Genomic DNA, 22,200 nt, shown 5'->3' with positions numbered 1-22,200 from the left:
AATAAATGAGTTTTTTTAAGAAATTAAAAGAAAAAATTTCAAAGCAGAAGGATTCAGTAACGGCAAAATTTAAAGAAGGGCTTGAAAAAACGAGAAGCTCTTTTACAGAAAGCTTAAATGAACTTGTTTCGCGCTATCGAAAGGTTGATGAAGAATTTTTCGAGGAATTAGAGGAAATTTTGATTACTGCCGATGTCGGCGTTCAAACGGTCATGGACTTGATCGATGAATTGAAAATGGAAGTGAAAAGGCGAAACATTCAAGAACCGAAGGAAGTGCGCGCTGCCATTTCCGAAAAGCTTGTTGAAATTTACCAAGGAGAAGACGGCGCTCCTACCGATTTAAACATTGAAGACGGCCGGTTAAACATCGTATTGTTTGTTGGCGTCAATGGTGTTGGAAAAACGACGACGATCGGAAAGCTTGCACATCGATTAAAAGAAGAAGGAAAATCTGTCCTTCTTGCTGCCGGCGACACGTTCCGAGCAGGCGCCATCGAACAGCTGGAAGTTTGGGGGGATCGGGTTGGCGTAGATGTGATTAAACAATCGGCAGGCTCTGATCCTGCTGCCGTCGTGTATGACGCCATTCAGGCTGCTCGCTCTCGCAAAGTAGACGTCTTATTATGTGATACTGCTGGACGGCTTCAAAATAAGATGAATTTAATGAAAGAGCTTGAGAAAGTAAAGCGGGTTATCGAACGGGAAATTCCAGGTGCTCCGCATGAAGTGCTGCTTGTCCTTGATGCGACAACCGGACAAAATGCAATGAGCCAGGCAAGACAGTTTTCGGAGGCGACAAATGTCACTGGAATTGCCTTGACAAAATTGGATGGCACTGCGAAGGGAGGAATTGTTCTAGCCATTCGAAATGAGCTGAACATTCCTGTAAAACTGGTGGGGCTTGGCGAAAAAATGGACGACCTTGAGAAATTTGATGCAGAGAAATATGTTTATGGGCTGTTTGCCGATTTAGTAGATGAAGCGTAACGTAATTGTGTTAAGAAAAAAACTTGACATCTACAGTTAGAATCGATACACTAAAAACATGTAAAGGCAATTCACTTAACAATAGGGGGTGTTGATGTTGCTTGAAAAAACAACGAGGATGAATTATTTATTTGATTTTTATCAGTCGTTGTTGACGCCAAAGCAAAAAAGCTACATGTCTCTGTACTACTTGGATGATTACTCCCTAGGTGAAATTGCTGAAGAATACAACGTCAGCCGCCAGGCAGTGTACGACAACATAAAACGGACGGAAATGATGCTGGAGGAATACGAGCAGAAGCTTCAGCTGTTCAAGAAATTTCAAGAGCGTAAAAAAATAATTGAAAAGCTGAAAGGTCTGCCTTTCCAATCGGAAATGAAGGAAGAATTTGACCGACTACTTCATCTTTTGGAAAAACTGGATTAGGAGGAGCCGCCATGGCTTTTGAGGGATTAGCCAACCGACTGCAAAACACGATGGCTAAAATCCGCGGCAAAGGAAAGGTTTCTGAAGCGGATGTCAAAGAAATGATGAGGGAAGTTCGTCTTGCTCTTTTGGAAGCGGACGTCAACTATAAAGTCGTCAAAGACTTTATTAAGAAAGTCAGCGAAAGGGCTGTTGGCCAGGAAGTCATGAAAAGCTTGACACCAGGCCAGCAAGTTATCAAAGTAGTGAAAGAAGAGCTGACCGAGCTGATGGGCGGCGAGCAGAGCAAAATTGCCGTAAGCAAACGGCCGCCGACGGTGATTTTGATGGCGGGCCTTCAAGGTGCAGGGAAAACGACTACGACTGGAAAGCTTGCCAACTACTTGCGAAAAAAACATAACCGAAACCCGCTTCTTGTTGCAGCTGATATTTATCGTCCTGCAGCCATTAAACAATTAGAAACATTAGGAAAGCAGCTTGGCATGCCTGTATTTTCACTCGGCGACAAGGTAAGCCCTGTTGAAATAGCCAAACAGGCGCTGGAATATGCAAAAAATGAGCATCATGATTATGTTCTCATTGATACAGCCGGACGCTTGCATATCGATGAAAATCTGATGGATGAATTAAAGCAGGTGAAGGAAGCTGCAAATCCTGATGAGATTTTTCTCGTTGTCGATGCCATGACTGGACAAGATGCCGTCAATGTGGCAAAAAGTTTTCATGATGAGCTTGGCATTACCGGTGTTATTTTGACAAAGCTTGATGGTGATACACGTGGCGGTGCTGCGCTTTCCATTCGTGCGGCAACAGGTGCTCCGATTAAATTTGCCGGGATGGGCGAAAAGCTGGATGCGCTCGAACCGTTTCATCCCGAACGAATGGCATCGCGTATATTAGGAATGGGAGATGTCTTGACCCTGATCGAAAAGGCTCAAGAGAACGTCGATCAGGAGAAAGCGAAGCAGCTGGAAGAAAAAATGAGGACGATGTCTTTTACCTTCGATGATTTTTTAGAGCAGCTTGAACAAGTAAGAAACATGGGTCCTCTTGATGAGTTGATTTCCATGCTGCCTGGTGCAGGCAAAATGAAAGGCTTGAAAAACATTCAAGTTGATGAAAAGCAGCTAAGCCACGTTGAAGCGATCATCCGCTCCATGACAAAAGAAGAAAAAGAGAAGCCGGAAATTATTAATGCAAGCAGAAGAAAACGGATTGCTAAAGGGAGCGGTACTTCTGTCCAGGAAGTAAACAGGCTTTTAAAGCAGTTTGAAGAAATGAAAAAAATGATGAAGCAAATGACTTCAATGACAAAAGGCAAGCGAAAAGGATTTAAATTTCCTTTTATGTAATAAAAATTTATTCTGTTAAGAAAAAACACTTTACAAACTTTTTGATCATTGATAATATTCTATTTTGTTGAAAATATTTCGGAGGTGTAAAAAAATATGGCAGTTAAAATTCGTTTAAAACGCATGGGTGCAAAAAAATCTCCATTTTATCGCATTGTTGTAGCTGATTCCCGTTCTCCTAGAGATGGACGTTTCATTGAAACGATCGGTACGTACAATCCAGTAAAGGATCCTGCTGAAGTGAAAATTGACGAAGAATTGGCTCTTAAGTGGCTTCAAAACGGTGCAAAACCGTCTGACACTGTTCGTAACCTGTTTTCGAAACAAGGGATTATGGAAAAATTCCACAATGCGAAATATAGTAAATAATGTGTGATTATTATGGAACAGTTAATAACAACAATTGCCAAAGCTATTGTTGATCATCCGGATGAAGTCAAGGTGAACAGAGAGGAGAAAAAAGGTGAAATTGTATATACTCTTTCTGTTCACCAAGACGATATTGGCAAAGTGATTGGAAAACAAGGCCGTATTGCAAAAGCGATCAGGACGGTCGTTTATGCAGCGGCTAGCGGCAAATCAATGAGAGTAACGCTTAAAATTAATGATTAAAAGGTGAGGGGATTGCTCCTCGCCTTTTTTACAAAAGAAGAAAAGCTGATTTCGCAGGATCAAAAAATCACATTTGAAATTGCGACGATTCCAGATCTCCCTCTTCTGGCCAGAAGGGAAAAGCCGGGAGGGATCTTCCATGAATATACTCCTCGGAGCAATTTTTATGACTGGAGGAGAGAGGAATGAAAATCATTTATCCGATCACAGTAAAGCAAATATTGACGGAAAACAGCAAGGAAAAACTGATTCATAAATGGCAGGCAAAAAAAGAAGAAATGAAACGGGAATGCGATCAATTATATTTTCAGCTGAAAAAAGCTGAAAAAACAACAAAAAACCAGTCCATCATTTCCCAGTACCATCAGGAAATCAACAAAAGAAAGGAAAAAATGAAGTTGATGGAATTTAAGCTTCAGCAAATCGATATGCTCCCTCTAGGCAGCGAATTAAAAGAACGGGAAGTGAACGCAGTAATCGAAGTAAAAGAAGGCGACAACTGGGATCAATTGCTGAATGAAAAAACGATTGTGATCGAAGATGGAGTAGTAAAAGAGATTCGCTAGAGGTGATCATATGGCCGAAAAATGGTTTCAAGTCGGAAAAATTGTCAATACGCACGGAATTCGCGGCGAAGTGCGCGTCGTTTCCGTAACTGATTTTCCTGATGAGCGATATAAACGCGGAAACCGTTTATACATTTTTCAAAAAGACAAAGAGCCTGTTGAAGTTATTGTCAAATCTCATCGAATTCATAAAAATTTTGATTTATTGTCTTTTGAAGGGTATGATTCGATCAATGAGGTTGAGCCGTTTAAAGGCTCAGACATAAAGGTTCCAGAAAGCCAGCTTGGCAGCCTGGATGAAGGAGAATATTATTTTCATGAAATCATCGGATGCTCCGTGTATACCGAAGACGGCGATGAGCTGGGGATCATAAATGAAATTTTAACGCCCGGTGCCAACGATGTGTGGGTTGTCAAACAAAAAGGCAAAAAAGATTTGTTGATTCCATATATCGAGGATGTTGTGAAACATATTGATGTGAAAGAGAAGCGAGTCATCATTTTTCCTATGGAAGGGTTATTGGACAAATGATTATCGATGTACTGACTTTATTTCCTGATATGTTCGCTGGAGTTTTTAACCAATCGATTTTAAAAAAAGCTCAGGAGAAGGATGCTGTTTCGATTAACGTTATTAATTTTCGAGACTATTCAACAGACAAGCATCAGTCGGTCGATGATTATCCGTACGGTGGCGGTGCCGGCATGGTATTAAAGCCGGAGCCGATCTTTCATTCTGTTGAGGCTGTAAAAGAAAAGCGAAACGCACAGCATTCGAAAGTCATACTTGTTTGTCCGCAAGGAGAACGCTTTACCCAAAAAAAAGCAGAGCAGCTGGCTCAAGCAGATCATCTAATATTTATTTGCGGCCATTATGAAGGCTACGACGAAAGAATCCGTTTTCTTGCGACAGACGAAATTTCAATTGGAGACTTTGTCTTGACAGGCGGTGAGCTTGCCGCGATGGTCATCATTGACTGTGTTGTGCGTCTTCTACCAGGTGTTCTCGGAAATGAAGAATCGCACCAAAATGATTCTTTTTCAACGGGACTGCTTGAACATCCGCATTACACCCGCCCTGCTGAATTCAGGGGGATGAAGGTGCCTGATGTGTTATTGTCAGGCCATCACGAAAAAATAGCCGAATGGCGGGAAAAAGAATCGCTCCGAAGAACATGGGAGCGCAGACCTGACTTATTGGACGGCTATTCTTTAACGGAAAAGCAAAAAAAATGGCTGGAAGAAATAAAAAAGGCGAAATGAATGCTTGCAAATGGTTTGTTTCCTATGATAAGATACGTTTTGTGACATAGACAGCCGGTCTTGTCTTTTTAAAACGATGTTCCGCTGCAAGCATCTTGTATGAGCATCTGTTGGAAGGAGATGATTGCGATGCAAAAATTAATTGAAGAAATTACGAAAGAACAACTTCGCACAGATTTGCCTGAATTTAGACCTGGGGATACCGTCCGTGTTCACGTGAAGGTTGTTGAAGGCTCCCGTGAACGGATTCAGGTTTTTGAAGGAGTTGTGATTAAACGCCGCGGTGGCGGTATTAGCGAAACATTTACCGTTCGTAAAGTTTCTTACGGCGTAGGTGTTGAACGCACATTCCCGCTGCACACTCCAAGAATTGCGAAAATCGAAGTTGTTCGCCGAGGCAAAGTGCGTCGTGCAAAACTTTACTATTTGCGCAATCTACATGGTAAAGCAGCTCGCATTAAAGAAAGATAAATATTCGAACATAAAAAGGGCTTGTATTCAATACAGGCCCTTTTGTCATGTGAGCAGTCATTCACTTATGAATTCATTTAATATTTTTGGAAAAAATTATTTAGCGAAAGCATAATCTGTTTAAAAATAGGTGGACATGTTCTTTTGTTAAGCCAATAATTGTATTAAAATAAATAAAAAACCATTTTAAAAACATAAAGGTGTGAAAGAAATGTCACGTAAAAAAAATGAATTTTTTGAGTGGATGAAAGCTCTAGGTGTCGCCGTCTTGTTGGCGGTCATCATTCGGACGTTTTTCTTTGCTCCGATTGTCGTTGATGGAGTTTCCATGATGCCGACATTACAAGACCAGGACCGAATGATCGTGAATAAAATCGGAACGAAGCTTGGTGAAATAAAACGCTTTGACATTGTCGTCTTTCATGCAACGGAAGAGAAAGACTACATTAAGCGTGTCATCGGTTTGCCTGGCGATCATATAGAATATAAAGATGACACCCTCTACATTAACGGCAAGAAGTATGAAGAGCCATACTTGGAAAAATATAAACAAAACGGCGTGGATGGCCCTTTAACAGAACCATTTAAACTTGAAGACATTATTGGAAGATCAACTGTGCCTGAAGGCGAATTGTTTGTTATGGGTGATAATAGAAGATACAGCAAAGACTCGCGGCATATAGGGACCATTCCGATTGAATCAGTTATGGGGAAAACTAATTTTGTTTATTGGCCGCTTTCTGAATTTGGAGTTGTAAAGTAGGTGAAGTAGATGACGATTCAATGGTTTCCAGGGCATATGGCAAAAGCGAGACGGCAAGTTGTTGAAAAATTGAAACTGATAGATATTGTCTATGAGCTTGTCGATGCCCGAATCCCTCAGTCATCGAGAAATCCGATGATTGATGACATTATTGCCAATAAAAAAAGAATTTTAATTTTAAATAAAAAGGATATGGCAGACGAAAGCATTACGAAAGAATGGATTCAGTACTACAAAGAACAGGGCATTGCATCAATAGCCATCGACTCGCAAACAGGATCAGGACTAAAACAAATCGTGCAGCTTTCAAAAGAACTGCTCGAAAAAGAACGTGAAAAAATGAAAGCAAAAGGGGTAAAACCAAGGGCGATCCGCGCATTAATTGTTGGAATTCCGAATGTCGGTAAATCAACGCTGATCAATCGCCTTGCAGGAAGAAACATTGCCAAAACCGGCGATCGTCCAGGCATAACGAAACAGCAAAGCTGGATCAAGACAGGAAAAGAATTGGAGCTGCTCGATACCCCAGGCATTCTTTGGCCGAAATTTGAAGATGAAGAAGTCGGGCTGAAGCTGGCTGCGACAGGCGCCATTAAGGATGAGATTTTAAATTTGCAGGATGTAGCAGTTTATGCGATGCGATACTTGATCAAGCATTATCCAGATCGTTTAATGGATCGCTATCAAATCGACAATCTATCGAATGAAAATGAAATCGTCGACTTATTTGATCATATTGGAAAAAAAAGAGGCTGTTTATCAGCTGGCGGCCTGATAGACTATGACAAGACGGCGGAAGTGTTCATAAGGGATGTTCGGACATTGAAGCTGGGGAAAATAAGTTTTGACCGGCCAAATGAATAAAGGCACGCATTCCGCGTGTCTATATTTTATTTTTAACAAAACTCGTTCACTTGAGAGAAGCGGTGCAATCGGCGCTTAACCGGTTAATCGGTTTTCCTTTCTTGACGGGTAAAGAGCTTCCAAAGAAGCTTTCGGGAAATAGTAAAAAAGTCTTGAAAGTCATTTGAGCATGTGAAAAATAGACGCTTAATCAAATTGCAGCCGAGGAAGCCGTTCATGTACAAACTATTCGAACGAAATTTACAAATGCAAATATTAAGGGAGAGGTTGAAGAAAGTTGAATTTAACGGCAAAGGAAATTGAAGAAAAGCTCAGTGCCATCCATGATATAAACGACCCTTTTTTTCTTGCCTGCCAAAAAGATGAGCGGAAAACCGTCCAAAAATTAGTAAAAAAATGGCTGAAGCAATATGAAAAAGAGCAGCAATTGAGACAGCAGTTTCAAAACATGTGCAAATACGAAAGAGAATTGAAAGAAAAGGGATTTCGAATGCTGGCAGGCATTGATGAAGTGGGAAGAGGGTGTCTTGCAGGTCCGGTCGTTGCTGCTTGCGTGATTTTGCCTGATGAATTTTATTTGCCGGGGCTAACGGACTCGAAAAAAATTTCGAAGCAAAAACGGGAAGAGTTTTTTCAATACATAATGGATCTGGCAGTAGATGTCGGGATTGGGTTTGTGTCGGCAAAAGAAATTGATGAACTAAACATTTACAATGCGACAAAAAAAGCAATGCTTTTAGCCATTGATCAGCTAAAGCAGGCAAAGCCGGATCATTTATTGATTGATGCTCTTGAATTACCAATTAATATTCCGCAGCTTTCCATCATTAAGGGTGATGAAAAAAGCATTACGATTGCAGCAAGCTCCTGCGTCGCAAAAGTTGTGAGAGACAGGTACATGGAAGAGCTGGGAAAGCAATTTCCGGAATACGGCTTTGAACGTCATGTGGGCTACGGCACAAAGCAGCATTTGGAAGCGATCGAGAAGCACGGTGTGACGGAGCATCATCGGAAAAGCTTTGCTCCGGTACAAGATGCGTTAAACTTTTTTAACGGGTGATAAGAATGAATGAAATATCTGCTCTTCTTAGGAAGATAAGTCTTCAATCTCTTTTTGATCCCGCGGCCAAAACATTTCAAGATCAAGAGATTGTGAAAGGAAAAGTGTTGAAAATTTATCCTAATTCTCATGCATTGCTTGCAATTGGAAAAATGAAATTAACCGTTGCTGTTGAGGCGGATATTCAAGCAATGAAAACTTATTGGTTTCAGACTGAAGTAACGGAAAGCGGAATCAGACTGAAGCTTTTGTTTCCGGAAAAAGATGAAGGTCATACAGGCCGAGCTATTCTTGAACATTTCCGCCTGCCTGCTGACAATACGGCCTCGCAGCTTATTGATTTGCTGCTGGAAAATGAAATTCCTTTTTCCAAAAAAGACTTGGCTCTTGCCATCAACATTTTGCAGTCCTTTAAGGGAAAAGCTCCTCGTGAAAGTTTATTTCAGGCGCTTCTCATCGCTTTTGAAAAAAAACTGCCAATTGCGGAGCATGTCATCCGTCCTTTGCTGGCTGTTCAAGATGAGAAGAAGCTGTCTCAGCTCCTTTTTCAATTAGACGAAATGTTAAACAATAGCGGAAGAGCCGAGGACATGAAAGATCTAAACCGAAACCTGTTTCAGCTTACAAACCTTCGTTTTCTATATAAAGCCGAAGAAGTGAACCAAATATTGCGAGAAAGAAATGACACCTTTTCCAAGCAATTGTTGAATAAGCTTGAATTTTGGATGAAAGAAAATCCGCTAGCCATTAAGCAGCTTATACTGAATGAAAACAGTGAGCAAGCATTGCTTCAACCATTCTCAAAAGACAAGGCGGACGGAAGTAGAATTGAACAAATGCTGAACGCGGAAGAAAAAAATACGCTGAAAGCAATGTTTCAGCAAAGCATCCACAACGTTTCCGCTCAAGAAGTGAAACAATTGTTAAAAACAGCGATAGCCAAAATCGGCTTATTTGAACATGCTGAAAGCAGTAGCGGTCAGAGTGAATGGCCATTAAAGACACTGCTTATAAAATATTTGCAAAATATGGAACATTCAAGTTTAAGAGGGGCGATGGAGCGCGCTTTAGATTACATAAACGGACAGCATTTTATGCGGGAACAAAAAGGACCTGTTGAACAATTTTTTATTCATGTCCCCATTCAGTTAGGAGAGCAATGGACGGATATTACAATCCAAATCAACGGAAAAAAAGACGAAACAGAAAAAATAAATCCTAATTTTTGCCGAATCGTTTTTTCATTGTATTTAAAAGAAATAAAAGAAACAGTAGTGGACGTATTCATTCAAAATCGCGCTGTAAAAGTTACGATTTACAACGACATTCTTGAAGAAAGCGATATTGTTCAGCATTTGGGAAGCCTTCAGGAAAATTTAAAACAAATCAATTATGTTTTAACAGGAGTTTCTATCCAAAAGGGAAAAACAGATGAACAAACTCAAAAGGTCATTTCCGGACAACCTTACCAGAAGGTGGACATCAAAATATGAAAAAAGAAACAAAAGATTTAAAAGCTGTTGCCCTCAGCTATAACGATGAAAAGGACGCCGCGCCAAAAGTATCGGCAAAAGGTAAAGGATATGTCGCTGAAAAAATCATTGAAAAAGCTAGAGAAAACAATGTTCCGATTCAAGAAGATCCCTCGCTTATTGAACTTTTGTCAGAAGTGGAAATAAATGAGCAAATTCCCGAGGAGCTTTATGAAGTGGTAGCTGAGCTTTTAAGCTTTATATACCGCTTAGACCAGCAAAGATGAAATAAACGACGTCTTTTTATAAAGAATGGTAGACAATGATGAAACATTTTTATACAATGAAAGCGCAGTCTAAAATTGCCTCGAAAAGGCTAAGATACATAAGTTAGGAGGATGGGATATGAATATCCATGAGTACCAGGGGAAAGAAATCCTCAGAAAATACGGCGTCACGGTACCGAACGGCAAAGTTGCGTTTTCCGTTGATGAAGCGGTTGAAGCTGCAAAAGAGCTGGGTACTGACGTAGTGGTAGTCAAAGCGCAAATTCATGCTGGCGGCCGCGGGAAAGCTGGCGGAGTAAAAGTAGCGAAAAGTTTAGAAGAGGTTCGCGAGTATGCTAGTGAATTGTTAGGAAAAACGCTCGTTACACATCAAACAGGACCAGAAGGAAAAGAAGTCAAACGTCTTTTAATTGAAGAAGGTTGTGACATTAAAAAAGAATATTATGTTGGTTTTGTTGTTGATCGCGCAACCTCCCGCGTTGTTTTGATGGCGTCTGAGGAAGGCGGCACCGAAATTGAAGAAGTGGCAGCGAAAACACCGGAAAAAATCTTCAAAGAATATATTGATCCGGCAGTAGGACTTCAACCTTTCCAAGCTCGCCGAATCGCATTTAACATTAACATTCCGAAAGAATTAGTCGGACAAGCTGTTAAATTTATGTTGGGACTTTATCAAGTATTTGTCGAAAAGGATTGCTCCATTGCGGAAATTAACCCGCTTGTCGTTACAGGCGACGGAAAGGTTATGGCTTTGGATGCTAAACTAAACTTTGACTCCAATGCATTATACCGTCAAAAAGATGTGTTGGAATATCGTGATTTAGATGAGGAAAATCCGAAAGAAATTGAAGCTTCAAAATATGATTTAAGCTACATAGCTCTTGATGGCAATATCGGGTGCATGGTAAACGGAGCAGGTCTTGCCATGGCAACGATGGATATTATTAAATATTACGGCGGTGAACCAGCAAACTTCCTAGATGTCGGCGGCGGCGCAACGGCAGAAAAGGTTACGGAAGCGTTTAAAATTATTTTGTCGGATGAAAACGTAAAAGGGATTTTCGTCAATATCTTTGGAGGCATTATGAAATGCGATGTCATCGCACAAGGTGTCGTTGAGGCGACAAAACAAGTTGGCTTGACGATCCCGCTAGTCGTTCGTCTTGAGGGAACGAATGTTGAGCTTGGTAAAAAAATACTAGAAGAGTCAGGCCTAAATATTACATCTGCAGAGTCTATGGCAGACGGGGCGCAAAAAATCGTTTCATTAGTGAAATAGGAAAGCGAGGGAGAAGAATGAGCGTATTTATTAATAAAGACACAAAAGTAATCGTTCAGGGGATTACTGGATCTACTGCATTATTCCATACGAAACAAATGCTTGAATACGGAACGAAGATTGTCGGCGGGACATCCCCAGGCAAAGGCGGTCAGGAAGTCGAAGGAGTTCCGGTTTTCAACACGGTTGAAGAAGCGGTGAAACAAACCGGTGCCAATGCTTCCGTTATTTATGTCCCAGCTCCTTTTGCAGCGGATGCCATTATGGAAGCGGTTGATGCGGAGCTTGACCTAGTCATCTGTATTACAGAACATATCCCGGTTTTAGACATGGTCAAAGTAAAAAGATACATGGAAGGAAAGAAAACTCGATTAATCGGACCGAACTGCCCGGGAGTCATCACACCTGGCGAATGTAAAATCGGCATTATGCCTGGATATATCCACACTAAGGGACATGTCGGAGTCGTTTCCCGTTCAGGTACTTTGACATATGAAGCGGTTCATCAGCTTTCGCAAGCAGGCATTGGTCAGTCAACGGCTGTTGGAATTGGCGGGGACCCTGTAAACGGCACAAACTTCATTGACGTGCTAAAAGCATTTAACGAAGATCCGGAAACATATGCCGTCATTATGATTGGTGAAATCGGGGGTACAGCGGAAGAAGAAGCAGCTGAATGGATTAAAGCAAACATGACAAAACCAGTCGTAGGATTTATCGGCGGACAAACAGCACCTCCAGGAAAACGCATGGGACATGCGGGCGCAATTATTTCCGGAGGTAAAGGAACAGCAGCGGAAAAAATTAAGAAAATGAATGAATGTGGTATTAAAGTCGCAGATACTCCTTCCGTTATTGGTGAGACGTTAATCTCAGTTTTAAAAGAAAAAGGTTTATATGAAAAATGCAAAACTCATTAAAACAAAAGGAGTAGCCTCAAGGCTATTCCTTCTTTATAGAATTGAGGTGAGGGCAATTAATCCTAGAAATTTATTAATAAAACTCGCTCATTGCAAAGGTGCGGCAAAGAGAAGAATCGTTCAGCTTTTTGAACAGGAAGGCATGTATGAAGAAGCTCTGCATCTAACGCCTCAAACATTAGCCACCCGTCTGTTTATTCCTCCTAAAAACTATTCAACGTTTATAGAAGATTACCAATCCATTTCAACGGAGAGCCTGCTAAACTATTATAAAAACAGGAATATCCACCTGATTACGATCATTGATTCCCATTATCCAACGTATTTAAAGCATATTTTTGATCCGCCTCCCGTTTTATTTTGCCAAGGGGATATTAGTCTATTAAAAAATATCCGAAATTTAAGCGTTGTCGGAACCCGTCATGCATCGAAATATGGCTGCGACCTTGTTCAATATTTTGTTACGCATTTGGCGAAGCAAAAATTTACGATAATCAGCGGGCTTGCCCTCGGTATTGATGCGAAAGCCCATTGGACGGCCATTGAGGAAAATTCGAAAACAATTGCCGTAATCGCTGGCGGATTTGATCATATTTATCCGAAAGAAAACATGGAGCTGGCTAAAATCATCCAAAAGGAGCATCTTCTCCTCTCTGAGCATCCTCCATATAAAAGACCGGAAAAATGGATGTTTCCAATGCGAAATAGAATTATTAGCGGATTAAGCTTAGGAACCTTTGTTGCTCAAGCTTCCAAACGAAGCGGTTCTCTTATCACTGCCCAGCATGCATTGGAACAAGGGAGAATCGTTTTTTCACCCCCGGTGCCATTATTTGATCCATTATTTCAAGGGAATATACAATTGTTAAAGGAAGGGGCAGCGCTTGCCCTGTCACCTGATGAGATTATAGAAGAATTAAAGCCGATGTATGAAGAAAAATAATTTTTTTGCGTCTAAAGGCGGAAGCTGATGAATACTGTTTGACAAAATGCATTGGAATATTTAATAATAGTGAAGATTATTTTAACAGTTGAATGATCAACAATCATTTTCATAAACTGATGCATAAAAAGAGAGAAAACCTCTTAAGGAGGAAAAATGAATGTCGGACTACTTAGTCATTGTGGAGTCGCCAGCAAAGGCAAAAACAATTGAAAAGTATTTAGGAAAAAAATATACCGTGAAGGCTTCAATGGGCCATGTTCGGGACTTGCCTAAAAGTCAAATGGGAGTTGACATAGAGCACAATTTTCAACCAAAATACATCACGATTAGAGGGAAAGGGCCGGTTCTGAAAGAGCTCAAGAACGCTGCCAAAAAGGCGAAAAAAGTTTTTCTTGCAGCCGACCCGGACAGAGAGGGAGAGGCGATTGCGTGGCATTTAGCGCAAAGCTTAGATATTGATATCCAATCCGATTGCCGCGTTGTGTTCAATGAAATTACAAAAGATGCGATCAAAGATTCTTTTAAATCGCCAAGAGCTATTAACATGGATTTAGTTGATGCCCAGCAGGCAAGAAGGGTATTAGACAGGCTGGTCGGCTACAATATCAGCCCGATCCTTTGGAAAAAGGTAAAGAAGGGTTTAAGTGCCGGGAGAGTTCAATCTGTTGCAGTCCGTCTAATTATCGATCGTGAAAATGAAATTAAACATTTCAAGCCTGAGGAATATTGGACGATTAACGGAGACTTTCTTAAAGGAACGGAGTCGTTTGAAGCTGCTTTTTGGGGTGTTGAAGGCAAAAAAAAGGATTTGAAAACAGAAGAAGATGTAAAACAGGTGCTCCAAAAAGTTATTGGAAATGAGTTTACTGTAACGAAAGTAACAAAAAAAGAACGGAGAAGAAATCCTGCACCTCCATTTACAACTTCCTCTTTACAGCAGGAAGCTGCAAGGAAACTCAATTTCCGTGCGAAGAAAACGATGATGGTAGCACAACAGCTGTATGAAGGAATTGACCTCGGCAAGGAAGGCACTGTCGGATTGATTACTTATATGCGTACCGATTCCACGCGAATTTCAGACACAGCGAAATCGGAGGCAATCAGTTATATTGAAAAGATGTTTGGCAGTGAATATGCGCAAGTAAAAACGAGAGGAAGTCAGAAATCAGGCAATGTTCAGGATGCACACGAAGCGATACGGCCGACCAGCGCTTTTCGAAATCCGGATGGAATAAAAGACTTTTTAACAAAAGACCAATATAAATTATACAAACTGATTTGGGAACGATTTATCGCGAGCCAAATGTCGCCGGCTGTCATGGATACGATGAGCGTTGATTTGGAGAACAATGGTGTTATGTTCCGTGCAAACGGTTCAAAAATCAAATTCCATGGTTTTATGAAAGTATATGTAGAAGGGACGGACGATCAAAAAGAAGATAAAAGTAATCGTCTTTTGCCTGATCTTCAGGAAGGGGATAAAATCTTTTCAAAAGATTTAAAACCGGAGCAGCACTTTACACAGCCGCCTCCAAGGTATACGGAAGCGAGGCTTGTCAAAACGCTGGAGGAATTAGGCATAGGACGTCCTTCTACATATGCACCGACGCTCGATACCATTCAAAGAAGAGGGTATGTTGCGCTTGAAAACAAACGATTTGTCCCAACAGAACTTGGCCAAATTGTCCACGAGCTGATGATGGAATTTTTCCCTGAAATTTTGGATGTGGAATTTACTGCGAAAATGGAGCATGATTTAGATGATATTGAAGAAGGAAAAGTAAATTGGGTAAAAATTATTGATGAATTTTATCATGATTTTTCAAAGAATGTTAAAAAAGCCGAAAATGAAATGGAAAAGGTAGAAATAAAAGATGAATATGCCGGTGTAAAGTGTGAAAAATGCGGAAGCGAAATGGTTTACAAAATGGGAAGGTACGGAAAATTTTTGGCTTGCTCCAATTTTCCAGACTGCCGCAATACAAAACCGATTTTAAAAGAAATCGGTTTGAAATGTCCGAAATGCCATGAGGGAAATATTGTGGAGAGAAAGTCGAAGAGACGCCGCGTATTTTATGGATGTGACCGTTACCCAGAGTGCGATTTTATTTCTTGGGAAAAGCCGGTTGAAAGAAAATGTCCGAAATGTGGAGAAATTTTGGTAGAAAAACGTTTGAAAAAAGGTGTTCAAGTGCAATGTTCTTCTTGCGACTATAAAGAAGAACCGCAGCGTTAACAAATATCTTCTCTTTGGTGAGCAATGTAAAGCTCACCTTCTTCATGGAGATATTTCGGCTTTTTTTTTACGAAAACACAACAAGAAGAGAGCTTTTATAAAGACGGAGGAGTGCTAAAATGAACAATCAAGTTGTCAACGTTATCGGTGCTGGGCTAGCTGGAAGCGAAGCGGCATGGCAAATTGCCAAAAGAGGAATTCAAGTTCGCTTGTACGAAATGCGTCCAAAAAAGCAAACTCCGGCCCATCATACGGATAAATTTGCTGAACTGGTCTGCTCTAATTCGTTGAGAGCCAATTCTTTGACAAATGCAGTCGGAGTATTGAAAGAAGAAATGAGAATGTGTGACTCCGTAATTATTTCGGCTGCTGATCAATGTTCCGTTCCGGCTGGGGGTGCACTTGCCGTTGATCGCCACGAATTTGCGGATATCGTCACTAAACGGGTGAAAGAACATCCCAATATTACCGTCTTTCACGAAGAAGTGACGGACATTCCAGAAGGGCCAACGGTAATAGCGACAGGACCTTTAACTTCAGAAGCATTATCGGAAGCATTAAAAAAGCTTACTGGCGAGGAATATTTATATTTTTACGACGCAGCCGCACCGATAATTGAAAAAGACAGCATTGATATGGAAAAAGTATATTTGAAATCAAGATACGACAAAGGGGAGGCTGCATATTTAAACTGTCCGATGACAGAGGAAGAGTTCGACCGCTTTTATGAGGCATTAATCAGCGCGGAAACTGTTCCTCTAAAAGAATTTGAGAAAGAAATCTTTTTTGAAGGATGCATGCCGATTGAAGTCATGGCAAAGAGAGGAAAGAAAACGCTTCTTTTCGGACCGATGAAGCCTGTCGGCTTGGAGCATCCCGAAACAGGAAAGCGTCCTTTTGCCGTCGTCCAGCTGCGGCAGGATAATGCGGCAGGGACTTTGTATAATATCGTCGGCTTCCAAACTCATCTAAAATGGGGTCCGCAAAAGGAAATCATTCAGATGATTCCGGGGCTTGAAAAGGCGGAAATTGTCAGATATGGAGTGATGCATCGAAATACGTTTATCAATTCCCCGAAACTGCTTAGACCAACTTATCAATATAAAGGGCGCGAGGATTTGTTTTTCGCCGGACAAATGACTGGCGTAGAAGGCTATGTTGAGTCAGCTGCCTCCGGATTAATAGCAGGCATTAATGCGGCATGCCTCGTTTTGGGAAAGGAATTGATTGAATTTCCTGATGAAACAGCAATGGGAAGCATGGCAAAGTATATTACAACGGCAGATCCGAATAATTTTCAGCCGATGAATGCGAATTTTGGTCTTTTTAAACCGCTTGACACCCACATTAAAGTGAAAAAAGAAAGAAATGAACAATTGGCAAAAAGAGCACTTCAAACTATTCAAAAAATTTCGAAAAAATTATAAAATGGATTGAAAGGGCTACTGCAAATGTGATACGATTTAGTAGCCCTTTGTGAGGTGCTAAGAGTGGAAAATGTTAAGAATTATTTAAATTTATTCATTGAATATTTACAAATTGAAAAAAATTATTCACAATATACAATTGTGAATTATCTGCATGACTTGAATGATTTTTTTTCTTTTATGGAAAAAGAAGGGTTAGAAAGGCTGGATGACGTTCAATATTCAGATATACGTATTTTTTTGACGGATTTAAGCAAAAAGTATTCCAAAACATCCATTTCCCGTAAGATTTCAAGCATTAGAACTTTTTATCATTTTCTTTTGCGGGAAAAATATGTAACGGACAATCCTTTTTCTTTAGTGTCACTTCCGAAGCAAAAAAAAGCGATCCCTAGATTTTTATTTGATGAGGAGCTGGAAATGCTGTTTTCCATTTCCGACCTGAATGATCCGCTCGGGCAGCGGAATCAATTGATTTTGGAATTTTTATATGGAACGGGAATCCGTGTAAGCGAATTATGCCAAATTCGCCTTGAAGATCTAGATTTTTCCATTGAGACCATTTTAGTAAATGGAAAAGGAAACAAACAGCGCTATGTGCCTTTCGGAAGCTATGCACGTCAGGCAGCGGAACGATATATCCATGATGGCAGAAGCAAGCTAATGAAAAATCAGTCCGGACAGGATCATCGCTTTTTGTTTGTAAACCATCGGGGAAAGCCTTTAACAGCAAGGGGAGTTCGGTATATCTTAAAACAGCTGATAGATGCTTCAGCAAAAAATCTGCATCTTCATCCACATATGTTTAGGCATACTTTTGCGACTCACCTCTTAAATGCTGGAGCTGACTTAAGAAGTGTTCAAGAACTTTTGGGCCATGTTCATTTATCATCAACGCAAATTTATACCCATGTGTCAAAAGACCATTTGAAAAGTGTTTATATGGACTACCATCCACGGGCAAAAGATTCTTAAAGGGAGGCTTGCAATTGTCAACATTTCATGCGACAACGATTTTTGCCATTCGCCATAAAGGACAATGCGCGATGGCAGGTGATGGACAAGTAACACTTGGTAATCAAGTTGTGATGAAGCATACAGCACGAAAGGTCCGAAAAATTTATAATGGAAAAGTGCTTGCTGGATTTGCGGGATCTGTTGCTGATGCGTTTACGCTCTTTGAAAAGTTTGAAGGCAGCCTGGAAGAGTATAACGGCAATTTGGCAAGAGCGGCTGTGGAAATGGCAAAAGAGTGGCGAAGTGACAAAGTATTAAGACAATTAGAAGCAATGTTAATTGTGATGGATGCCCAAAAGCTTCTGCTCCTTTCTGGAACGGGTGAAGTAATCGAACCGGATGATGGCATTTTAGCTATCGGCTCAGGGGGAAATTATGCCCTTGCTGCTGGCCGTGCATTGAAACAATATGCCGGTGAACAAATGTCTGCCAAAGAAATCGCTAAATCCGCTCTAGAAATAGCAGCAAATATTTGCGTTTTTACGAACAATAACATTATCGTTGAGGAACTTTAGAAAGGAGGGAGGCGAATGAAAAAAATGCAATTATCTCCGAAACAAATTGTTGAACGATTAGACCAATACATAGTCGGTCAGGAAGAAGCGAAAAAAGCGGTTGCTGTTGCGTTAAGAAATCGATACCGGAGAAGCCTATTGGATGAAAAAATTCGCGATGAAGTAGTTCCGAAAAACATTTTAATGATTGGTCCGACTGGGGTTGGAAAAACTGAAATTGCTAGGAGAATTGCAAAGCTCGTCGGCGCGCCCTTTGTAAAGGTGGAGGCAACAAAATTTACAGAAGTAGGGTATGTTGGGCGAGATGTGGAATCGATGGTTCGCGATTTAGTGGAAACTTCCGTCCGGCTTGTGAAGGAAGAAAAAATGCAGGAAGTAAGAGCTCAAGCGGAAGAAAACGCCAATCGCAGGCTGATCGAGCTCCTCGTTCCGAGTAAGAAAAAACAGGCTGCTTACAAAAATCCTTTAGAAATGCTTTTCGGAGGAAATCAACAAACAAATTCGTTCGAAACGCAGGGAGAAAATGAACAGGATCTAAAGGAGAAGCGGAGAGAAATCGCGCGCAAATTAGCAGCAGGCGAACTGGAAGATCATTTTGTTACGGTTGAAATTGAGGAACAGCAGCCCTCTATGTTCGATCTCCTGCAAGGGACAGGGATGGAGCAGATGGGCTTTAATATGCAGGATGCTTTGAACAGTCTTCTTCCAAAAAGGAAGAAAAAAAGAAAGCTTACTGTGAAAAACGCCCGAAAGGTTTTGACGAATGAAGAAGCAGCAAAACTGATTGATATGGACGAAGTGACACAGCTTGCCATTGAACGCGCGGAACAATCAGGCATCATTTTTATCGATGAAATCGACAAAATCGCCAAAAACGGCCACAACAGTTCTGGTGCTGATGTTTCCCGCGAAGGTGTGCAAAGAGATATACTTCCAATCGTGGAAGGATCTGCAGTTGTAACAAAATATGGCACCGTAAAAACCGATCATATACTCTTTATTGCAGCTGGCGCTTTTCACATGGCGAAGCCATCGGATTTAATCCCTGAATTGCAAGGACGTTTTCCGATTCGCGTGGAATTGAAAAAGCTGACGGCAGATGATTTTGTCCGAATTTTAATTGAACCGGATAATGCTTTATTAAAACAATATGAAGCATTATTGGAGACGGAAGGTATAAAATTAGAATTTTCTGACGAAGCTATTCGTAAAATTGCTGAAATTGCTTACCAGGTGAACCAAGATACAGATAATATTGGGGCAAGAAGGCTTCATACCATTTTAGAAAAACTGCTGGAAGACTTGTTGTTTGAAGCGCCGGATATAAATTTAGAAAAGGTTGTGATTACACCGAACTATGTGGAAGAAAAATTAAATAAAATTGTTCAAAACAAAGATTTAAGTCAATTTATTTTATAAAAAGATGAAATTTTTTAGGAGGATTTGAGATCATGGAGTTATTAGAAAAAACAAGAAAAATTAATGCGATGCTGCAAAAGGCGGCAGGAAAACCTGTTAATTTTAAAGAAATGGCGGAAACATTAAGCGAAGTCATTGAGGCAAATATTTTTGTGCTCAGCCGCCGAGGAAAAGTATTAGGCTTCGGCTTGAACAAGCAAATAGATAATGACCGCATGAAAAAAATGCTGGAGGAAAGAAAATTTCCTGAAGAGTATACGAAAAGTTTATTTAATATTACCGAAACGTCACCAAATTTAGATGTATATAGCGAATATACTGCATTTCCTGTTGAGAACCGCGAGCTCTTTAAAAACGGATATACGACCATTGTACCGATCATCGGAGGCGGAGACCGCTTAGGAACCCTTATATTATCTAGACTGGGAACCCAATTTAATGATGATGACCTAATATTGGCTGAATACGGGGCAACTGTTGTTGGAATGGAGATTTTAAGAGAAAAAGCCGAGGAAATTGAAGAGGAAGCGAGAAGCAAAGCGGTTGTCCAAATGGCAATCAGCTCTTTATCATACAGCGAACTCGAAGCGATCGAACACATTTTTGAAGAATTAAGCGGCACAGAGGGATTGCTAGTTGCAAGCAAAATTGCTGACCGCGTCGGCATTACCAGATCTGTGATCGTCAATGCGCTTCGCAAGTTAGAAAGCGCTGGAGTCATTGAATCTCGTTCTCTTGGTATGAAAGGCACATATATTAAAGTGTTAAACAACAAATTTTTAGTTGAACTAGAAAAATTAAAAAACCATTAAAAGAAAGCTGCTCTAAAGGTTTGTTTATCAAACCTTTTGAAGCAGCTTTTTATAAATGTTTTCTACAAATTTCTTCTTGAAAATCGGCTGATTTGTCCAATTTCAATAAGTTCTAACCTCCTACTCATCCCTCTGAAAAAGCTGCAGAATCAAATTCCAATGTTAAAAAAGTGATAGTCATTTAGAACTAGAAAAAAAATAATCGCAATGTACGACGATTTTTTACAAATTATACATAGACTTTAAGCTGTTTCTTTTTTAAAATAATATTTATAAATTAGCAAAATTCGACATTTTTACTTCTTATTTCTTTTGCAATACAAGATCATCATACTTTTGGAGGGAGCAATGAAAATATTTTCTAATTCAATAGCCAATTTGGAGCAGGCAATTCGAATTTCTTCCTTAAACGGAAAAGTTATAGCCAATAATATTGCAAATGTGGACACTCCAGGGTATAAAGCGAAAACAGTTAATTTTAAAAACGTTTTGGATCAACAAATAAAACTGGATGCATATCGGACCAATCCGCGTCATCTTCCTTTTGTGGGCAGCGAAAGCACATCGATTGTGGAAACGAGGACAAACAGTGCTTATCAGCATAATGGGAATAATGTCGATATTGATCAAGAAATGGCAAAGCTTGCGGAAAATCAAATTTTCTACAATGCCTTGATTGACAGATTGAATGGCAAATTTAATTCATTAAAAACAGTAATAAAAGGTGGTCGTACATAATGGGGATTTTTCAGTCTTTGAACATTTCCGCATCAGCTTTAACAGCTCAGCGGCTGAGAATGGATGTCATTTCATCGAATATGGCAAACTTGGAGACGACTAGAGCTGAATATGTGGACGGGCAATGGCAGCCTTACCGCCGGAAAATGGTTGTAACAGCAGAGGATACAAAACCTTTCTCAGCTTTTCTGAATCAAGAGCTGAACGGCGTTGGAAACGGCGTGAGAGTTCAAGCCATTGTTGAGGACGAGACGCCTTTTAAAATCGTTTATGATCCCGACCATCCTGATGCAGACGAAAATGGCTATGTTTCTTTGCCAAATGTAGATCCTTTAAAAGAAATGGTCGACTTGATCAGCAGCACGCGCTCATATGAAGCAAATGTTACAAGCTTTAATGCATCGAAAAACATGCTGCTGAAAGCATTGGAAATAGGGAAATAGAATAGGAGTGATGTAAATGATTGAGCAAATTTCTTTTCCGACTCAATCGATCCAGCTCGAAAACCGAGCGCAAAGTACGGAAAATTCTGGGAAATCATCCTTTTCAGATATGTTAAAAAAATCGCTGGAAGCTGTCAATGAAGCTCAATTAAATTCCGATCGGCTGACAAATGCTCTTGCAGCAGGACAAAATGTAGAGCTTCATGATGTCATGATCGCAGCACAAAAAGCGAGCATTTTACTTGAAGCAACTGTTGAATTCAGGAATAAAGTCATTGAAGCTTATCAAGAAGTGATGAGAATGCAAATATAATTAGTCTAT

Annotated in this window: 26 protein-coding genes; all 26 read left to right on the top strand. The window is 40.4% G+C overall.

What is annotated here, in order from left to right; translation table 11 throughout:
- Nucleotides 1–5: 5 nt before the first annotated feature.
- The 26 genes from ftsY (at nt 6) to fliE (ending at nt 22,191) form a co-directional block, all read left to right on the top strand.
- Nucleotides 6–989, top strand: coding sequence for a signal recognition particle-docking protein FtsY (gene ftsY / locus NSQ44_RS10910; RefSeq protein WP_063388433.1), 984 nt, complete (start codon nt 6–8; stop codon nt 987–989).
- 94 nt (nt 990–1,083) lie between these two features.
- Nucleotides 1,084–1,416, top strand: coding sequence for a putative DNA-binding protein (locus NSQ44_RS10905; RefSeq protein ID WP_063388432.1), 333 nt, complete (start codon nt 1,084–1,086; stop codon nt 1,414–1,416).
- Between the two features lie 11 nt (nt 1,417–1,427).
- Nucleotides 1,428–2,768: a signal recognition particle protein gene (gene ffh, locus NSQ44_RS10900; protein WP_066246533.1), complete on the top strand. Its 1,341-nt coding sequence runs from the start codon at nt 1,428–1,430 to the stop codon at nt 2,766–2,768.
- A gap of 96 nt (nt 2,769–2,864) precedes the next feature.
- The gene (gene rpsP, locus NSQ44_RS10895) at nt 2,865–3,137 is read left to right on the top strand and encodes a 30S ribosomal protein S16 (RefSeq protein ID WP_063388430.1); all 273 of its coding nucleotides are present in this window, start codon (nt 2,865–2,867) and stop codon (nt 3,135–3,137) included.
- Nucleotides 3,138–3,149: 12 nt separating this feature from the next.
- Entirely contained in the window at nt 3,150–3,380 is a 231-nt protein-coding gene (locus tag NSQ44_RS10890) for a KH domain-containing protein (RefSeq protein ID WP_063388429.1), read from the top strand.
- A gap of 185 nt (nt 3,381–3,565) precedes the next feature.
- Nucleotides 3,566–3,946, top strand: a complete 381-nt coding sequence (locus NSQ44_RS10885; protein ID WP_063388427.1) for a YlqD family protein — start codon at nt 3,566–3,568, stop codon at nt 3,944–3,946.
- Nucleotides 3,947–3,956: 10 nt separating this feature from the next.
- The gene (gene rimM, locus NSQ44_RS10880; RefSeq protein WP_339209932.1) at nt 3,957–4,478 is read left to right on the top strand and encodes a ribosome maturation factor RimM; all 522 of its coding nucleotides are present in this window, start codon (nt 3,957–3,959) and stop codon (nt 4,476–4,478) included.
- The gene (gene trmD / locus NSQ44_RS10875; protein ID WP_063388425.1) at nt 4,475–5,209 is read left to right on the top strand and encodes a tRNA (guanosine(37)-N1)-methyltransferase TrmD; all 735 of its coding nucleotides are present in this window, start codon (nt 4,475–4,477) and stop codon (nt 5,207–5,209) included. Before rimM ends, trmD begins: the two co-directional genes overlap by 4 nt.
- A 129-nt stretch (nt 5,210–5,338) precedes the next feature.
- Nucleotides 5,339–5,680 carry a 50S ribosomal protein L19 gene (gene rplS / locus NSQ44_RS10870; RefSeq protein ID WP_063388424.1) on the top strand — a complete coding sequence of 114 codons (342 nt, stop codon included), beginning with the start codon at nt 5,339–5,341 and terminating at the stop codon, nt 5,678–5,680.
- Nucleotides 5,681–5,891: 211 nt separating this feature from the next.
- The gene (gene lepB / locus NSQ44_RS10865; RefSeq protein WP_340857052.1) at nt 5,892–6,443 is read left to right on the top strand and encodes a signal peptidase I; all 552 of its coding nucleotides are present in this window, start codon (nt 5,892–5,894) and stop codon (nt 6,441–6,443) included.
- A gap of 9 nt (nt 6,444–6,452) precedes the next feature.
- Nucleotides 6,453–7,307, top strand: a complete 855-nt coding sequence (gene ylqF, locus NSQ44_RS10860) for a ribosome biogenesis GTPase YlqF (protein ID WP_327862767.1) — start codon at nt 6,453–6,455, stop codon at nt 7,305–7,307.
- A gap of 277 nt (nt 7,308–7,584) precedes the next feature.
- Entirely contained in the window at nt 7,585–8,367 is a 783-nt protein-coding gene (locus tag NSQ44_RS10855; protein WP_412675397.1) for a ribonuclease HII, read from the top strand.
- Nucleotides 8,368–8,372: 5 nt separating this feature from the next.
- On the top strand, nt 8,373–9,860 hold the full coding sequence (locus NSQ44_RS10850; RefSeq protein ID WP_340857051.1) for a hypothetical protein: 1,488 nt from the start codon (nt 8,373–8,375) through the stop codon (nt 9,858–9,860).
- Nucleotides 9,857–10,126: an EscU/YscU/HrcU family type III secretion system export apparatus switch protein gene (locus NSQ44_RS10845; protein ID WP_063388419.1), complete on the top strand. Its 270-nt coding sequence runs from the start codon at nt 9,857–9,859 to the stop codon at nt 10,124–10,126. The genes NSQ44_RS10850 and NSQ44_RS10845 overlap by 4 nt, the downstream gene beginning before the upstream one ends.
- A gap of 118 nt (nt 10,127–10,244) precedes the next feature.
- Nucleotides 10,245–11,405, top strand: coding sequence for an ADP-forming succinate--CoA ligase subunit beta (gene sucC / locus NSQ44_RS10840; RefSeq protein ID WP_094246056.1), 1,161 nt, complete (start codon nt 10,245–10,247; stop codon nt 11,403–11,405).
- A 17-nt stretch (nt 11,406–11,422) separates the two neighbouring features.
- A complete protein-coding gene (sucD, locus tag NSQ44_RS10835; protein WP_066246522.1) occupies nt 11,423–12,325 on the top strand; it encodes a succinate--CoA ligase subunit alpha in 903 nt (300 codons plus the stop codon).
- Nucleotides 12,303–13,268: a DNA-processing protein DprA gene (gene dprA, locus NSQ44_RS10830; protein ID WP_340857050.1), complete on the top strand. Its 966-nt coding sequence runs from the start codon at nt 12,303–12,305 to the stop codon at nt 13,266–13,268. Before sucD ends, dprA begins: the two co-directional genes overlap by 23 nt.
- 160 nt (nt 13,269–13,428) lie before the next feature.
- Entirely contained in the window at nt 13,429–15,507 is a 2,079-nt protein-coding gene (gene topA, locus NSQ44_RS10825; RefSeq protein ID WP_340857049.1) for a type I DNA topoisomerase, read from the top strand.
- Between the two features lie 119 nt (nt 15,508–15,626).
- On the top strand, nt 15,627–16,934 hold the full coding sequence (gene trmFO, locus NSQ44_RS10820) for an FADH(2)-oxidizing methylenetetrahydrofolate--tRNA-(uracil(54)-C(5))-methyltransferase TrmFO (RefSeq protein WP_066246520.1): 1,308 nt from the start codon (nt 15,627–15,629) through the stop codon (nt 16,932–16,934).
- Between the two features lie 63 nt (nt 16,935–16,997).
- A complete protein-coding gene (gene xerC / locus NSQ44_RS10815; protein ID WP_340857048.1) occupies nt 16,998–17,909 on the top strand; it encodes a tyrosine recombinase XerC in 912 nt (303 codons plus the stop codon).
- Between the two features lie 14 nt (nt 17,910–17,923).
- The gene (gene hslV, locus NSQ44_RS10810) at nt 17,924–18,466 is read left to right on the top strand and encodes an ATP-dependent protease subunit HslV (RefSeq protein ID WP_082829323.1); all 543 of its coding nucleotides are present in this window, start codon (nt 17,924–17,926) and stop codon (nt 18,464–18,466) included.
- 15 nt (nt 18,467–18,481) lie between these two features.
- Nucleotides 18,482–19,885: an HslU--HslV peptidase ATPase subunit gene (gene hslU, locus NSQ44_RS10805; protein ID WP_063388413.1), complete on the top strand. Its 1,404-nt coding sequence runs from the start codon at nt 18,482–18,484 to the stop codon at nt 19,883–19,885.
- A gap of 32 nt (nt 19,886–19,917) precedes the next feature.
- Complete coding sequence (codY, locus tag NSQ44_RS10800; RefSeq protein WP_066246516.1) at nt 19,918–20,697, top strand: GTP-sensing pleiotropic transcriptional regulator CodY; 780 nt, start codon at nt 19,918–19,920, stop codon at nt 20,695–20,697.
- A 348-nt stretch (nt 20,698–21,045) separates the two neighbouring features.
- On the top strand, nt 21,046–21,435 hold the full coding sequence (flgB, locus tag NSQ44_RS10795; protein WP_063386658.1) for a flagellar basal body rod protein FlgB: 390 nt from the start codon (nt 21,046–21,048) through the stop codon (nt 21,433–21,435).
- Entirely contained in the window at nt 21,435–21,878 is a 444-nt protein-coding gene (gene flgC, locus NSQ44_RS10790) for a flagellar basal body rod protein FlgC (protein ID WP_340857047.1), read from the top strand. The genes flgB and flgC overlap by 1 nt, the downstream gene beginning before the upstream one ends.
- 16 nt (nt 21,879–21,894) lie before the next feature.
- A complete protein-coding gene (gene fliE / locus NSQ44_RS10785) occupies nt 21,895–22,191 on the top strand; it encodes a flagellar hook-basal body complex protein FliE (RefSeq protein ID WP_063386660.1) in 297 nt (98 codons plus the stop codon).
- The last annotated feature ends 9 nt before the right edge of the window (nt 22,192–22,200 follow it).

This window comes from Aeribacillus sp. FSL M8-0254 (genome assembly GCF_038008845.1).
Classification (GTDB): Bacteria; Bacillota; Bacilli; order Bacillales; family Aeribacillaceae; genus Aeribacillus; species Aeribacillus composti.
Note: the sequence above shows the minus strand (reverse complement) of the source record. Positions and strands in the feature narration are given on the sequence as shown.

Bases quoted from the DNA above. Each gene is read 5' to 3' on its own strand.
- ftsY (WP_063388433.1), top strand. From the start codon at position 6: ATGAGTTTTTTTAAGAAATTAAAAGAAAAAATTTCAAAGCAGAAGGAT.
- NSQ44_RS10905 (WP_063388432.1), top strand. From the start codon at position 1,084: ATGTTGCTTGAAAAAACAACGAGGATGAATTATTTATTTGATTTTTAT.
- ffh (WP_066246533.1), top strand. From the start codon at position 1,428: ATGGCTTTTGAGGGATTAGCCAACCGACTGCAAAACACGATGGCTAAA.
- rpsP (WP_063388430.1), top strand. From the start codon at position 2,865: ATGGCAGTTAAAATTCGTTTAAAACGCATGGGTGCAAAAAAATCTCCA.
- NSQ44_RS10890 (WP_063388429.1), top strand. From the start codon at position 3,150: ATGGAACAGTTAATAACAACAATTGCCAAAGCTATTGTTGATCATCCG.
- NSQ44_RS10885 (WP_063388427.1), top strand. From the start codon at position 3,566: ATGAAAATCATTTATCCGATCACAGTAAAGCAAATATTGACGGAAAAC.
- rimM (WP_339209932.1), top strand. From the start codon at position 3,957: ATGGCCGAAAAATGGTTTCAAGTCGGAAAAATTGTCAATACGCACGGA.
- trmD (WP_063388425.1), top strand. From the start codon at position 4,475: ATGATTATCGATGTACTGACTTTATTTCCTGATATGTTCGCTGGAGTT.
- rplS (WP_063388424.1), top strand. From the start codon at position 5,339: ATGCAAAAATTAATTGAAGAAATTACGAAAGAACAACTTCGCACAGAT.
- lepB (WP_340857052.1), top strand. From the start codon at position 5,892: ATGTCACGTAAAAAAAATGAATTTTTTGAGTGGATGAAAGCTCTAGGT.
- ylqF (WP_327862767.1), top strand. From the start codon at position 6,453: ATGACGATTCAATGGTTTCCAGGGCATATGGCAAAAGCGAGACGGCAA.
- NSQ44_RS10850 (WP_340857051.1), top strand. From the start codon at position 8,373: ATGAATGAAATATCTGCTCTTCTTAGGAAGATAAGTCTTCAATCTCTT.
- NSQ44_RS10845 (WP_063388419.1), top strand. From the start codon at position 9,857: ATGAAAAAAGAAACAAAAGATTTAAAAGCTGTTGCCCTCAGCTATAAC.
- sucC (WP_094246056.1), top strand. From the start codon at position 10,245: ATGAATATCCATGAGTACCAGGGGAAAGAAATCCTCAGAAAATACGGC.
- sucD (WP_066246522.1), top strand. From the start codon at position 11,423: ATGAGCGTATTTATTAATAAAGACACAAAAGTAATCGTTCAGGGGATT.
- dprA (WP_340857050.1), top strand. From the start codon at position 12,303: ATGAAAAATGCAAAACTCATTAAAACAAAAGGAGTAGCCTCAAGGCTA.
- topA (WP_340857049.1), top strand. From the start codon at position 13,429: ATGTCGGACTACTTAGTCATTGTGGAGTCGCCAGCAAAGGCAAAAACA.
- trmFO (WP_066246520.1), top strand. From the start codon at position 15,627: ATGAACAATCAAGTTGTCAACGTTATCGGTGCTGGGCTAGCTGGAAGC.
- hslU (WP_063388413.1), top strand. From the start codon at position 18,482: ATGAAAAAAATGCAATTATCTCCGAAACAAATTGTTGAACGATTAGAC.
- codY (WP_066246516.1), top strand. From the start codon at position 19,918: ATGGAGTTATTAGAAAAAACAAGAAAAATTAATGCGATGCTGCAAAAG.
- flgB (WP_063386658.1), top strand. From the start codon at position 21,046: ATGAAAATATTTTCTAATTCAATAGCCAATTTGGAGCAGGCAATTCGA.
- flgC (WP_340857047.1), top strand. From the start codon at position 21,435: ATGGGGATTTTTCAGTCTTTGAACATTTCCGCATCAGCTTTAACAGCT.
- fliE (WP_063386660.1), top strand. From the start codon at position 21,895: ATGATTGAGCAAATTTCTTTTCCGACTCAATCGATCCAGCTCGAAAAC.